Annotated in this window: 12 protein-coding genes; all 12 read left to right on the top strand. The window is 46.7% G+C overall.

What is annotated here, in order from left to right; all coding sequences use genetic code 11:
* Positions 1 to 43: 43 nt before the first annotated feature.
* Positions 44 to 1,198, top strand: coding sequence for a galactokinase (locus tag GWP40_RS07815; RefSeq protein WP_212564873.1), 1,155 nt, complete (start codon positions 44 to 46; stop codon positions 1,196 to 1,198).
* A 12-nt stretch (positions 1,199 to 1,210) separates the two neighbouring features.
* A complete protein-coding gene (locus GWP40_RS07810; RefSeq protein WP_212564872.1) occupies positions 1,211 to 1,879 on the top strand; it encodes a tetratricopeptide repeat protein in 669 nt (222 codons plus the stop codon).
* 65 nt (positions 1,880 to 1,944) lie between these two features.
* Positions 1,945 to 4,002, top strand: coding sequence for a hypothetical protein (locus tag GWP40_RS07805; RefSeq protein ID WP_212564871.1), 2,058 nt, complete (start codon positions 1,945 to 1,947; stop codon positions 4,000 to 4,002).
* Between the two features lie 23 nt (positions 4,003 to 4,025).
* On the top strand, positions 4,026 to 4,508 hold the full coding sequence (locus GWP40_RS07800; RefSeq protein WP_016523627.1) for an Lrp/AsnC family transcriptional regulator: 483 nt from the start codon (positions 4,026 to 4,028) through the stop codon (positions 4,506 to 4,508).
* Positions 4,505 to 5,671: an aminotransferase class I/II-fold pyridoxal phosphate-dependent enzyme gene (locus tag GWP40_RS07795; RefSeq protein WP_212566577.1), complete on the top strand. Its 1,167-nt coding sequence runs from the start codon at positions 4,505 to 4,507 to the stop codon at positions 5,669 to 5,671. Before GWP40_RS07800 ends, GWP40_RS07795 begins: the two co-directional genes overlap by 4 nt.
* Positions 5,671 to 6,492: a Cof-type HAD-IIB family hydrolase gene (locus GWP40_RS07790; RefSeq protein WP_212564870.1), complete on the top strand. Its 822-nt coding sequence runs from the start codon at positions 5,671 to 5,673 to the stop codon at positions 6,490 to 6,492. Before GWP40_RS07795 ends, GWP40_RS07790 begins: the two co-directional genes overlap by 1 nt.
* Before the next feature lie 96 nt (positions 6,493 to 6,588).
* Positions 6,589 to 7,584 (top strand): ABC transporter ATP-binding protein, encoded by a 996-nt coding sequence (locus GWP40_RS07785; protein ID WP_212564869.1) that lies wholly within the window; start codon positions 6,589 to 6,591, stop codon positions 7,582 to 7,584.
* Positions 7,585 to 7,595: 11 nt separating this feature from the next.
* On the top strand, positions 7,596 to 8,525 hold the full coding sequence (locus tag GWP40_RS07780) for an ATP-binding cassette domain-containing protein (protein WP_212564868.1): 930 nt from the start codon (positions 7,596 to 7,598) through the stop codon (positions 8,523 to 8,525).
* Positions 8,526 to 8,534: 9 nt separating this feature from the next.
* Positions 8,535 to 9,503: an ABC transporter permease gene (locus GWP40_RS07775; protein ID WP_212564867.1), complete on the top strand. Its 969-nt coding sequence runs from the start codon at positions 8,535 to 8,537 to the stop codon at positions 9,501 to 9,503.
* Between the two features lie 9 nt (positions 9,504 to 9,512).
* Complete coding sequence (locus GWP40_RS07770; RefSeq protein ID WP_212564866.1) at positions 9,513 to 10,433, top strand: ABC transporter permease; 921 nt, start codon at positions 9,513 to 9,515, stop codon at positions 10,431 to 10,433.
* Positions 10,434 to 10,602: 169 nt separating this feature from the next.
* Entirely contained in the window at positions 10,603 to 12,456 is a 1,854-nt protein-coding gene (locus GWP40_RS07765; RefSeq protein ID WP_212564865.1) for an oligopeptide ABC transporter substrate-binding protein, read from the top strand.
* Between the two features lie 124 nt (positions 12,457 to 12,580).
* On the top strand, positions 12,581 to 14,053 hold the full coding sequence (locus tag GWP40_RS07760; RefSeq protein ID WP_212564864.1) for a PP2C family protein-serine/threonine phosphatase: 1,473 nt from the start codon (positions 12,581 to 12,583) through the stop codon (positions 14,051 to 14,053).

The raw sequence follows: 14,053 nt of genomic DNA, 5'->3' as shown, positions 1-14,053 counted from the left end.
ATTTTTCTTGAATTGTTTCAATATAAGGGATATTATAGAAAGCATGCAGAAGATTCTACCGTTTCATGTAGACGAATATGGAGATGAGCCGGAAGTAACCGTTGCGGTTCCCGGGCGCTTTCACCTTTTAGGTGAGCATACATGGTTTGCACAGGGCAATACGCTTTCGATGGCAATCGATCATTATCTGTATCTTTGTGTTTCAAAACGAAAAGATTCTAATTATCGGTTCCTTTCTCTGTCGCTCAAAGAGCGGAAAAAAGTTGCAGCTGCCAACCTTCGGTATCGTAAAGAAGATCGTTGGGCAAATTCGATAAAGGCTGTTATTCTTTCTTTTATGGATCAAGGGATTGAGATGACAGGACTCAATTTTACCATCCTTTCCGAAATACCGGCGGATGCGGGGCTCGGTACGCCGAATGCGCTCAAGGTTGCAACGGCGATGGCGTTACGGAAGGTATTTGCGCCGCGGCTTACGAAAGCTGATCTTGTCGATATTTTGGAGAATGCAAACGTGCAGCATCTTAATACCTATCCTCACCGTGCGGATATTTTGTGCGCATTATATGCAAAGGCGGGACACTGCATACGGACAAATCATCGGCGGAAGACGGCTGATATTTATCCTTTCCCCATCAGTAACTACCGGATCATTTTGACGGATTCGCGGGTTCCCCGTTTGTTGGCGCGCGAGGAGCTGAACCATAGAATTCAGGAATGTATGGAAGCCTACGAGCGGGTAAAAAAGATGCCGGATATTCCTCAGGATTTCAGTAAGCTTGCCGAAAGTGATCTTGAAGAGCTTGCCATTCCCGAATCGGTACGGCGGCGGGTACTATATATTATCCGCGAATCCATCAGTGTCGATGACGCTATCGCCGCCTTAAAGAAAAACGATTGGGTGGTGTTTTCGCGCATTGTAACACGCTCTCAAGAAAACTTGCGCGACCGCTTTGAAATTTCCTGTCCCGAATTGGATTGGCTGGTAAAACGGGCTATGGAATTTGTAACGCCCGATATGAACGATATTGTGTGCTCTCGCTTGACGGGAAGGGGATTCGGCGGATGCACCTACAGCATTCTAAGAGCGAACGATATCCAAATCTATATTGAAAAACTGGGCGACTATGAACGTATTTTCGGATTTAAGCCTTTGTACTATAAAGTTAAGCCTTCCGGCGGAGTACGCATACTATGAGGGAGAAACTAAATGGATACGATTCTTAAAGAAGGGGTACAGCTGTATCGGGAGAATCGATATGAGGATGCGCTCGCCGCATTTTTAAAGATATCTTCTAAAGATACTGAACTCAATTTTGACTTGGCGTATTATATCGGTCTCTGTTATGCGAGCCTTTTACAATATGATAATGCGCTTGTCTACTTGGAGCAGATTATCACTGCGGGAACCGATATTGCCCGTGTATATCAATGCCGGCTTATTTTAGCCTTTATTTATACAAAAACAGGCCGTGTCCGTTTGGCGGAATTTGAGCTTTCAAAACTTTTGGATGCAGGATATGATTCTCCGCAGGTACATACCTCGATGGCGTATTTGGCGTATGAGCAAGAGAAGGTCGATAAGGCGCTTGAGCTTTATGAAAAAGCGCTGGAGCTTGATCCCGATAATTCCACTGCGCTTAATGGACTCGGCTATATTCTTGCCGATACCGAAAAAGATTTAACTCGGGCTTTAATCTTGTGCAAAAAGGCGCTCGACGCGCAGCCTGATAATCCCGCCTATTTGGATTCGCTGGCGTGGACATATTACAAGATGGGCTTTGATACTGAAGCTCGCACATATATTCAGCGAGCGGATGCACAGCTTCCCGATAATGAAATAATTAAGCGCCATTTGCAGCGTATTATGAGCAGCTAAGAGGAATATTGCGAGTCTGCTCCTAACTTTTATGTTTTTAGAAAATTGTCAAAAGGATAAGTATCATGCGTATAAAGAGACTATTGCAAACAGCCGGTTTAATGCTGCTTTTATTGTGCAGCGGTATAGCGCTGACTGCGCAAACAAACAGTCTGCAGCCTCGTTTAAGTTCCGCCGACAAAGACCACGGATTTGAAGAATTCCGCCGCGGCGTGCAGGCGTATTATCGCGGAACCTTTAACGAAGCGATTCTGCTGTTTGAAAAAGCCCTCACACATATTCCCGGCGACCCGCTTATTTTGGATTGGCTCGGACAAGCCTATTACCGATCCGGCATAGAGGGCGCCGCGCTGGAACAATGGTCGGCGGCTTCCGCTTCGGGATACGGCGGGCAGCTGTTAAAAAATAAAATAGAAGTTGTTAAGGAACGGCGCAGTTCTCAGCCCGATTTTGCAGAATCGGTGCGCTATGTAGAAACCGCCGTATTCGAGTCAAAACACGGAAAAGAAGTCTTTTTTAGGCAGCCGCTTTCGGTTGCGGCAATGGGCGACGGCAGTTTCTGGGTAGTCGCCTACGGCTCCAACGAATTGGTTCACTTCGATATTAACGGCATCGTACTTGACCGGACGAGCGGTCCCTTGCAGGGCTTTGACCGCCCGTTCGATATTTTACCGCTTAAAAACGGGAATTTGCTCATCTCGGAATTTGCCGCCGATCGGCTTTCGTTGCTTACCAAAGACGGTAAATTCATTAAGTCATTCGGCACGAGAGGAAGAGGAGACGGGCAGTGCATCGGGCCTCAGTTTTTGGCGTATGATTCTTACGGAAATATCTTTGTAACGGACTTCGGCAACGCCCGCGTCGTGGTGTTTTCTCCGGACGGGGAAGGCCTTTTTACATTCGGGCAGCGTAGCGGTATATTCCCGGGCTTTACCGCTCCGGCAGGTATCGCAATCTTGGATGATTTGGTTTACGTTGCGGATTCGGTAAAAGGCTCTATCTATGTGTTTGATACGGCAGGAAACTATATCAGAACGCTGCTGCCGGATAAGAGTGTCGTACAGGCGGAATCGATGCGGGTATGGAAAAACAATCTTTTGGTGTCCTGCGCCAATAAGGTGTATTTGGTCGATATCGGCTTGGCGAGTTTGTATACTGTTGCGAGTTTAGGTAATGCGCCTGCCCGTGTAACCGCGGCAATTCCCGATGCTAACGGCAGTCTTTTGTTGGCCGATTATAAAAACGGAAATATTCAGGTTTTTTCTCATATCAACGAACTGGCGGGCGGTTTGTTTGTCCGCTTCGACCGCGTCTATGCCGATAAGTTCCCGACGGTTACCGTCGATGTCCGCGTAGAAAACCGGATGGGGCAGCCGCTGGTCGGCTTAACGGCGAATAATTTTTTCCTCACCGAATCGAATCGGCAAGTCAATGATTTTACTTTAAAGGGCGCCGCCTACCTCAATACCGGCTGCGATATTGCCGTTGTAATCGAGCGCTCGCCTCAATCGGAAAAAGAATTGGAGCTGGTTAAGACGGTAGTTAAAGAGCTTGCCGAGGCAATGCAAGGGAAAGGAAAAATTTCTCTTGTGTCGGCTTCTCAACTGCCGGTGCTGGAGGGTAAGTTTTCTCCCGAAGCGCTTTTATCGCAGCCGCTGAAATTAAAGGCGGCGTGGTCGCCGATATGGAATTGTGATCTTGCATTGCGGCTCGCAAGTGGGGAGCTGATTAACGCGGCTCCCAAGCGGGCTATCGTGTTCTTGTCGTTTGAAGATATCGGTTCCGACAGCTTTAAACAGTACAGCTTAAACGATCTTGCTGCATATATGACCAACAACGGTATCCGTTTTTATACGGTTAATCTAAAGCCACGCACATTGCCTCCTGAGCTTTCGTATCTTTGCACAAAAACGGGTGGGATGAGTACGTATATCTATGCCGAACAGGGGCTTTCTCCGATTATTGAAGATTTAATTGCCAAACCTATAGGCTCGTATCAGCTAAGTTATACCTCTACATTGCCAACCGACTTCGGCCGTGCCTATTTACCGGTAGAGCTTGAGGTACGGCTTCTAACCCGTTCGGGCAGGGATGAAACCGGCTATTTTGCCCCGCTGGAATAGAACCGGATTACCAAGGAGCTGTTATGCAGGAAATCATCGATTTATTGGAAAACGATGCGCGGCTGAGTCCGCAGGATATTGCCGCAATGACGGGTAAGTCCGAGGAAGAGGTTCGCGCTGCCATTAAAAAATTAGAGGATGAGGGCATCATCTTAAAATATGCTGCGGTTATCAACCGTGAACGGCTTGCAAGCAGCGATACGGTATCTGCGATGATAGAAATTCAGGTTGCACCGGCGAGGGAACACGGATTTGACCGCATTGCGGAGCGGATATATCGGTACCCGCAGGTAAAGACGGTACAGCTGATGTCCGGCGGATACGATTTGCATGTGCTGGTTGAAGGAAAAGACTTAAAAGAGGTTGCCTTTTTCGTGTCGGAAAAGCTCGCGTCGCTGGAAGGAGTGATCAGCACACGTACGCATTTTGTGCTCAAGACCTACAAGGAAAACGGAACGTATTATATCGACCCCAAAAAAGATCCCCGCGAAGAGATTACCGCATAATGGATAGACCCGATAAATTTTCCAACCGAATTGTGAGCGTCGCTCCTTCCGGTATCCGCCGTTTTTTTGAGCTTGCTGCAGGAAAAGATGATATTATCTCGTTGGGGGTAGGGGAGCCTGATTTCGCAACGCCGTGGGTTATGCGCGAGGAAGCGTGGTATCATCTCGAATGCGGGCATACATCCTATACTTCAAACTGGGGGCTTGAACCGCTCCGCAAGGCGATTGCAAACTATTTAACCCGCTACGGTATGTCGTATTCTCCTAAAAATGAGGTGCTGATTACCTTTGGCGTTTCGGAAGCAATCGATATTGTGTTCCGTTCCATCCTGAATCCGGGGGACGAGGTGATTGTTGCGGAACCGTGCTATGTTTCGTATCAGCCCTTGGTAGCGCTCTGCGGGGCGAAACCGGTCGGGCTGGATACCTCGGCGGATAACTTTATCCCGACGGCGGCAGCCATCGAAGCGCTTATTACGCCGAAGACCAAGGCGCTGATTATCTGCAGCCCGAACAATCCCACCGGTACGATGATTCCTGCTGATGAGATGGAAAAGATCGCCGCCGTCGTTAAAGAGCATAAGATTTGGGCGCTGTCCGACGAGGTGTATTGCGAACTTCGGTACGAAGCGCCGCATACATCTATCGGTTCTTTCCCCGGAATGAAGGATTACTGTATTATCCTCAACGGGTTTTCAAAGTCCTTTGCGATGACCGGCTGGCGTATCGGGTTTATCGCCTGCCCGCAGGAGCTGATGGCTCAAATTCATAAAATTCATCAGTATGCGGCAATCTGCGCTCCGATTATGAGCCAATATGCGGCGCTGGAAGGATTGGAACGCGGCTGGGACGAGGTTGAGCGGATGCGGGTTTCCTACCGGCAGCGGCGTAACTTGATGATGAAGAGTTTTGATTCGATGAATCTTCCTTATATAACGCCCGACGGTGCATTTTACCTCTTTGTCGATATCCGTAGTACCGGTTTAAGTTCGGAAGATTTTGCGGTTAAGCTGATTACCGACTACAAAGTTGCTGTTGTGCCCGGGCACGTGTTCGGAAGCGGCGGCGAAGGCTTTGTCCGCTGCTGCTACGCTACCGACATCAGTAAAATACGGGTTGCGCTTGAGCGTATCGGTAAATTGCTGAAAGGCGAGCCGCTGTAATGGAAAAGTTAAAAAACATAGAAATTATCGCAATGGATTTGGACGATACCCTTTTGCGGGATGATCTGACCATCTCCGATTATACGGTATCGGTTTTACAGGCCTTGATGAAAAAGGGTGTACTGACATTGCTCGCTTCGGGGAGAAGTCCTCGTTCGGTACATTCGTATGCGCAGCGGATCGGTTCGGATAAAACGGAAAGCTATATCCTGTGCAACAACGGGACGCAGATATTGACCTCCGATATGAAGCTGGAAATCATCAGCCGCCGTCTCGGCGCCGATCTTGCGATTGAGATTTACGATTATATAGAGTCGCAAAATCTTTCCTGCCATCTCTACTTTGACGATACCATTTACATCGCTAAACGGACTGTTTTTTCGGATCGGGATGCGCATCTGACAAAAATGAAGGTTGTCATACCGGATGATTATCGGGAAATTTTGCGCACCAAGCCGGTGTATAAATTGCTCATTCCTGCGGAGCCTGATATTATCGCTGCCGTCGAACCGGAGTTTAGAAAGCGGTTCGGTACGCGGGCTGTCCTGTTTACCAGTAAGCCGTATTTTTTGGAAATCATTCCATTGGATACCGGTAAGGGGGAGTTCCTGCAAGAGCTGGCATGGCTACTCGGTATCAAAAATGAGGCAGTGATGGCATTCGGCGACAGCATGAACGACGAAACGATGATCCGCCTTGCGGGATACGGCATCGCCATGAAAAACGGCCACGACGCTATCAAAGATATTGCGTACGCAGTAACGGACTACACCAATAACGAGGACGGTATCGCCCGCTTTTTAGAAAAATATGTGCTGTAGAGTGTAAGAGTGTAAGAATGCGGTTGCAAAATTTGCGTATCCGTGATACCGTGTTATAGAGTTATTAAAAAAAGGTTATAAATACAGTGAACTACCATGGAACAAAACAATTTATTGACCGTTAAAAATTTGCACACGGCTTTCCGTATCGACGGCAGCTACTATGATGCTGTTGATGGCGTGTCGTTTGACGTTCATCCCAATGAGATGCTTGCTATTGTAGGGGAATCCGGCTGCGGTAAAAGTACCGTTGCGATGTCCGTTATGGGACTGCACGATATGCGCTTTACCCGCGTTTCGGGTGAAATTTTACTGAACGGCAGGGACTTGCTGACGCTTTCAGAAAATGAGATGAACAAAATCCGCGGAAAAGATATCGGATTTATCTTTCAGGATCCGCTTGCTTCGCTTAATCCGCTGCAGCGGGTAGGGAAGCAGATTGAAGAAGCTCTGTTGTACCACACCAGTCTCAACGAAAAAGAGCGGCAAGAGCGGGTTTTACAGCTTTTAAACGATGTCGGTATCCAGAACCCCAAGCGTACGGCGCAGCGGTTTCCGCATGAGCTTTCCGGCGGAATGCGGCAGCGGGTACTTATCGCAACGGCGCTGTCCTGTAATCCGTCGCTTATCATTGCCGATGAGCCGACAACAGCGCTCGACGTAACCATCCAAGCGCAGATTCTTGATCTTATTAAAGACCTGCAGGAAGAGCACAAGGCGGGTATCATCCTTATCACTCATGACCTCGGCGTTGTCGCGCAGGTTGCCGACCGTGTTGCGGTTATGTATGCGGGGCAGATTGTCGAACTTGCTACCGTGCAGGAACTGTTTACTCATCCCTTGCATCCTTATACGCGTTCTTTGCTTAAATCGATTCCGCAGGCGGATAAAGACGATGATATGCTGCACGTTATTAAAGGTATGGTGCCGTCGCTTAAAAAACTCAAGCATACGGGCTGCCGTTTTGCCGACCGTATACCGTGGATTCCGGCCGAAGAACACGAAGAGTCTCCGGTCTTGCACGAAGTAAGTCCCGGACATTTTGTCCGCTGCTCCTGCTGGAAAAATTTCCGGTTCGAGGGTGAGGTTTAGAGGAGGCGGATATGGCATTATTGGAAGTAAAAGATTTAAAAGTGCATTTTCCTATCCGCGGCGGCTTTTTTAACACAATTCAAGATCACGTGCGGGCGGTGGACGGCGTTTCTTTTCAAATTGAAGAAGGAAAAACCTACGGTCTGATCGGGGAGTCCGGTTCCGGAAAAACGACCATCGGCAAAGCGATTGTCGGATTGGAACAGCCTACCGGCGGCGAAATCCGCTACGAAGGAAACCTCGTAAATACGAAGGCTCAGCGGAGAAAGATTAAATACAACGAAAACGTTCAGATGGTATTTCAGGACGTTATGTCGAGCCTCGACCCCAAAAAGCGCATCCGAGACATCATTGCGGAACCCATCAGAAACTTTGAGCGGCTTTCCAAACATGAAGAATTAAAGAAGGTTCTGTCGCTGTTGCAGATTGTCGGAATACCGCCCGACGGCTTATATAAATACCCGTATGAATTTTCCGGTGGGCAGCGGCAGCGTATCGGTGTTGCGCGTTCAATAGCGGTTAATCCGCGGCTCATTGTGGCGGACGAACCGGTTTCCGCGCTTGACCTTTCGGTACAGGCGCAAATTCTCAACTTCCTTAAAGAGATTCAGCGTGAATTTATGCTGAGCTATCTATTTATTTCGCACGACCTCGGCGTTGTCAAACACATGTGCGATTACATCTATATTATGTACCGCGGTCGATTCGTAGAGGCGGGAACACGGGATGATATTTATCGCAATCCGATGCATATCTACACCAAGAGGCTTATTGCGGCAATCCCTGAAATGAATGTCGAAATACGTGACGAATATAAAAAGCGCCGTGCCGAGATTGATGAAATATATGAGCGTGAATCGGAACGTTACTTTAGTCCCGAAGGGCGAGTGTACGATTTAAAGAAAATAAGCGACACCCATTACGCTGCGCTGAAGGATTAGGGGGAGAGTATGTGGAAAACAATAGTACGCCGTATCCTTATTATGATACCGCAGCTGTTTATATTGAGTATTTTGGTTTTTTTAATTGGAAAAATGATGCCCGGCGATCCCTTTACCGGACTGGTCGGCAATCCTAACATTAAGGCAAGCCGTATCGAAGAGCTGCGGGAAAAAGCCGGTTTAAATGATCCGTGGCCGGTACAGTATAAGAACTGGATGGGACGCATTCTGCTGCACGGCGATTTTGGCGTGTCCTATACCTATAAAATCCCGGTAACGGATAAAATCAAATTACCTGCGCAAAATACCTTGTGGCTTTCGCTTTTAACCGTTGTGTTAACGTATGCCATTGCCGTTCCGCTCGGTATACGTGCCGGCCGCTATAATGGGTCTAAATTCGATAAGGCGGTGCTGGTCTATAACTTTATCACGTATGCAATCCCGACGTTTATTCTTGCGCTGTTGAGCCTATTGCTCTTCGGTTACCGGCTCAGGATTTTCCCAACGTCGGGGTTTGTCGGGCTGGATGCGATGGGACATAGCGGTCGTTATATTGTAAGCAGAATATATCACATGCTGTTGCCTGCAATTACGGCGGCGGTATTGCGTACAACCGGCATCGTACAGTACCTGCGCAACGAAGTTATCGATGCAAAAAGCCAAGATTACGTTAAAACGGCGCGGAGTAAAGGCGTGCCCATCGACAAGGTGTATACGCACCATATTTTCCGCAATTCCCTTTTGCCGATAGCGGCTTTTTTCGGCTTTACGGTAACGGGTCTGCTTGCGGGTTCGATATTTATCGAAACGATTTTTATGTATCAGGGAATGGGCTTGCTGTTCATCGAATCTATTATGTCGCGTGATTATTCTATTATCAATGCGTTGACCTTATTGTACGGCACGCTCGCCCTGTTCGGCAGCTTGATTTCCGACATTATTATGATAATTGTCGATCCCCGTATCAGAATTGACTAAGGAGTAAATATGGAAAAAACGGCATTTGATATTGATACCATAGATGAGGCGACATTAAAAGAGATGTCTTCCGTGCCGTCGTTTTGGAAGATTGTAAAGACGGAATTTAAACATGATAAGGCGGCAATTGTTGCGCTCGGTATATTGGTTATTATCTTTACCGTTATCATCATCGGCGGCTTTGTACTGGATACGGAAGCGGTTATGAAGGTAAGTTTACGGGATAAATTTTCGGTGCCCGGTAAAAAATTCCTGCTCGGTGCAGACCTCGGCGGACGTCCGATTCTGCCGCAGCTGATTATCGGTGCGCGTAATTCCATTTTAATTGCTTTCAGCGTAACCATTCTTACCGAAATCGTCGGGATGCTTTTCGGTTTAATCACTGGCTTTTACGGCGGAAGGGTTGATAACATCATCATGCGTATCTGCGACTTTATTATGATTTTGCCGGTCGTTATGCTGATTATCGTCTTTGTAACCATTGTGCCGACCTATAATATTTGGACGTTTATTTTTATTATGTCCGCTTTTTATTGGACGGGAGTTACTCGGCTTGTGCGCAGTAAAGCGTTATCGGAAAACCGCCGCGATTATGTAAACGCATCGCGCATTATGGGTACCGGTGATTTTAAAATTATGTACGGCGGTATTTTACCGAATATCGCTTCTATCATTATTGTCGATTTTACGCTCGGTATGGCGGGGAATATCGGTATCGAAACGGGGATGAGCTTCTTAGGCTTCGGGCTTCCGCCGACGTCGCCGTCGCTCGGTACGCTGATCGGCTATGCGCGTGATCCGGGAACCATTTCCGGTAAGCTGTGGGTATGGCTGCCTGCGTCGATTTTAATTATGGTGTTAATGCTGTGTATTAACTATGTCGGACAAACGATCAAACGCGCATCCGATGCAAAACAGCGTTATAAATAAATCAGGAGAAGTGTAAAATAAAAACCGTACAAATGGCACGGCTTTTATTTACCCAAGTTTGCCTTGCAAACTTGTATATCATCTGCACGTTCTCACTTTGTTGCGAACGTGCGTAAAAAGTCAATCGAAAGTTGATACTTTCTTCTTGACTTTTTATGGGAGGAGTACAATGTCAAAGAGGTTAAAAATTGCTGCGTTTTTATGCGCGGTAATGGTGGCTCTTGCAAGCTGCGGCGGTAAGACTGAGCAAAAACAGACTGCACAGAGCGGCGGGGACGATGCAGGAGATAAAACATTAAAACTGATGTTTCCGCAAATGATCGAGCGGGAAGGGGAGGCTATCCCCGGCGGTACATTCGTATACGGCTATGTGTACGATACGCCATGGCAGGGGGTGTTTAATACCTTCCTCTATCAGGATAATCCTACGTATGAAGCGATGCGTCCGCGGATCGGTAAGTTTATGACCGATGGCCCGAACCATGAAATTAAAGACAGCTACTGTGCTATGACATTCGACCGCGAGGCAAAAACCGCTACCTATCACATAAACGAGAAGCTTACGTGGTCTGATGGGGTACCCGTGACTGCTGAGGATATTATCTTTGTCTATGAATGTGTCGGACATCCCGACTATACGGGTGTCCGCTATGACAGTGATTACGAAAACGTTGTCGGTATGGTTGAATACCATGAAGGGAAGGCAAAAACTATTTCCGGCATCAAAAAGATAGATGACAAAACGGTAGAAGTTACCTTTAAAAACTTTTTTCCCGGTATCTTATGGGGCGCGGGAATTACGTATGATGCGGAACCTGCTCATTACCTCAAAGATATTCCGCTGACGGAAATGGCCTCCCACGACCGTGTACGGAAAACGCCGCTCTCCTGCGGTCCATTTGTGATTAATTCTATGGTTGAAGGGGATATCCTCGAATATGTGCCTAATCCCTATTGGTTCGGTAAAAAACCGGCTATCGATAAGCTTATCGTAAAGCGGATTGCGCCGACTTCAGCTGTTGCCGCAATAAAGGCAGGCGAGGTTGACGCCGTTCAGTTTAAAGCCGATTTATATGATCAATTTGTCGAGCTTGACGACGAAGGGAAGACGCTTTTTGACGAAAACGGAAAACCGAAAATGAAAATCGATAATATCGATATTGTCGGTAACATCGAAAATACTTATACATACGTCGCATTTAAATTCGGGGTGTGGAATAAAGAAAAAGAAATGTGCGAAATGTTTCCCGACGGTGGTAAGTTTAAAGATAAGGCATTGCGTCAAGCGATCGGGTATGCGATGGATAACGACGGTATTAATGCCATCTACTACCACGGGCTCCGTGTTACGGCAAATTCCTTTATCACGCCGTATCATCCCGGTTTTTACGATGCCTCACGGAAGGGCTATTCGTATGATCCTGAAAAAGCAAAAAAGTTACTCGACGAAGCAGGTTATAAGGATGTAGATGGGGACGGCTACCGCGAAACGCCGGACGGAAAACCGTTTAAGATCAATTTTATGTTTATGAGCGGCAGCGATGTGGCGGCTCCGATTGCTAATTACTATATCCAAAACTGGAAAGATGTCGGTTTAAATGTCGCGTTAAACGACGGTCGTTTAATCGAGTTCAATGCGTTCTATGATAAGTTGCAGGATGATGACCCGACAGTAGAGATGTATTCCGCTGCATGGGGTGTCGGTTCAAATCCCGAACCGTCAGGATTGTATGGAAAGGTTGCGCAGTTCAATCTTCCCCGCTGGGTAAACGATAAAAACGAAGCGCTGCTTTCTCAGATAAGTTCCGAAGATTCTTTTGACGAAGCGTTCCGCGCTCAAGCTTATAAGGAATGGGACGAGAATATCCTTGAAGAAGCTCCGGCGATTCCGACTGCTTACCGCATGAAATTGTACGCGGTAAACAAGCGGACAAAGAGCTGGGATCAACAGTTCGTTACCGACTGGGACTGGTGCGATCTTGCGCTGATCAGCGAGAAGCCTGCCGTCAATATGATGAAATAACGGGAACAGGGTAAAAATAATAGTATGGACTAACGGAGTAACACTGGCCGGTCGGGTAAAGACAGGTCGGTGTTATTCGTTTAAAAATGAAAAGTGAATTAAAATGGTTATGAGGTTGTAGTGCATGATACGAAAACAACAGGAATTTTGGGGAAAATTAGTTATTTTTACCGGCATTAGTTTGGTTTTTTCAGCTTTTATGCTCGCGTTGAGTCCTCGTTTTTCGTTTTTAGGGCGGCTGATTTCGGCAAGAGACCTTACATTGATGGTAACACAATACCGGATGCTTCCTAATTTCAGTTTTGTTACCCGTTTCGGTTTTGCTTTTGCAATCTTTGCTATTGCTTCCATTATGGTCTCGCTTGGGACAGCTTTTTTATCTCGCAAGGTACGGGAAAGGGTGTATCAAGAAACCGAGACTGCTCTTTTTGACACCTTTATCAACAGATTGCGCTTTTGCTATACTCGTGAAAACCTTATTGAAGCTATTCAACAGGAACTTGAATACAAGGCTGATTGCTCTGTCTTGCTTATCAATACCGACACCGATTTGGTTATATATAGCAGCACTTCTGCTTATGTCTCGGATCCTGATGTATATGCAAAGCTGGCGCATCGGTTTTCAGTCGAATGGATGGATCACTGGGGAGAAAATATTTATTTATTGGATTCGGATATGCAGATGATCACTGATAGAAAAAAAGCGCGGGGTTTGGTCATTGCATATAGTTCTGCACGGTTTTTTATTATCTGCCGCTATATCCGTGCGGTTGAACCCGAAGTTTTCCATCAGTTTTTTACGGAGTTTAAAAACTATTTCGGACGCGAAAAAACACTTTCGCAGCTCCTCTATTATTCGGAACTTGCGCAAGAATGGCAGATGGTTGCCAATACTCAGCGGGCATTCCTGCCGCAAAAGATACCGGCGCTTGACAAGCTGGAAATAGGCGTTTATTTCCGGCCATTGGTAAACGTATCGGGAGACTATTATGACATTATCCCTATTGACGAAGATAAAACCCTTGTTATTACGGGGGACGTTTCCGGCAAAGGACTCGCTGCAGCGCTTGTCATGGGTGTCGTTGTAAACACGATAAGGATTATGGAAAATAAAGAAGACCTTGCCGGTTTGATTTTTGCAATAGACAGCGCTATTAAGCGTATGAATCTGCTGGATAAATATACTGTTGTATTTTTAGGACTCATTGATACTAAGGCTATGAAGATACGTTATGTAAATGCTTCAATGGAAGCGCCGATGATCTTTACGAGGGCGGCGGAAGGATATAAAGTAAAGATGCTTGATTCAAATTGTTCCGTTATCGGAATTATTGATATCGATTCGGTGACGGTTTCCGAAAAGCCTTTATACCGTAATGATTTGCTTGTTATTACGACGGACGGAATTCCCGAAATTACCAATGAAGAAGGGGTGGAACTCGGCAGTAATGAGCTTTACATTGACTCGATTAAATCTTTTGCTTCGTCGGACGCATCGTCAATTACCTCAAAAGTAGCGGAATTGGGGCTTAACTATAGTGCTGCAAAAGCCTTCCGCGATGATACTACTATTTTAGCAGTAAAATTAAAGGGATAA

Source organism: Treponema vincentii, assembly GCF_018336815.1.
Taxonomy (GTDB): Bacteria; Spirochaetota; Spirochaetia; order Treponematales; family Treponemataceae; genus Treponema.
The sequence above is the reverse complement of the archived record's forward strand: the minus strand, read 5'-3'. Positions and strand labels throughout refer to the sequence as shown.

Coding starts and splice junctions, on each gene's coding strand:
- GWP40_RS07760 (WP_212564864.1), top strand. CDS start 12,581: ATGATACGAAAACAACAGGAATTTTGGGGAAAATTAGTTATTTTTACC.
- GWP40_RS07815 (WP_212564873.1), top strand. CDS start 44: ATGCAGAAGATTCTACCGTTTCATGTAGACGAATATGGAGATGAGCCG.
- GWP40_RS07810 (WP_212564872.1), top strand. CDS start 1,211: ATGGATACGATTCTTAAAGAAGGGGTACAGCTGTATCGGGAGAATCGA.
- GWP40_RS07775 (WP_212564867.1), top strand. CDS start 8,535: ATGTGGAAAACAATAGTACGCCGTATCCTTATTATGATACCGCAGCTG.
- GWP40_RS07780 (WP_212564868.1), top strand. CDS start 7,596: ATGGCATTATTGGAAGTAAAAGATTTAAAAGTGCATTTTCCTATCCGC.
- GWP40_RS07770 (WP_212564866.1), top strand. CDS start 9,513: ATGGAAAAAACGGCATTTGATATTGATACCATAGATGAGGCGACATTA.
- GWP40_RS07785 (WP_212564869.1), top strand. CDS start 6,589: ATGGAACAAAACAATTTATTGACCGTTAAAAATTTGCACACGGCTTTC.
- GWP40_RS07805 (WP_212564871.1), top strand. CDS start 1,945: ATGCGTATAAAGAGACTATTGCAAACAGCCGGTTTAATGCTGCTTTTA.
- GWP40_RS07790 (WP_212564870.1), top strand. CDS start 5,671: ATGGAAAAGTTAAAAAACATAGAAATTATCGCAATGGATTTGGACGAT.
- GWP40_RS07765 (WP_212564865.1), top strand. CDS start 10,603: ATGTCAAAGAGGTTAAAAATTGCTGCGTTTTTATGCGCGGTAATGGTG.
- GWP40_RS07800 (WP_016523627.1), top strand. CDS start 4,026: ATGCAGGAAATCATCGATTTATTGGAAAACGATGCGCGGCTGAGTCCG.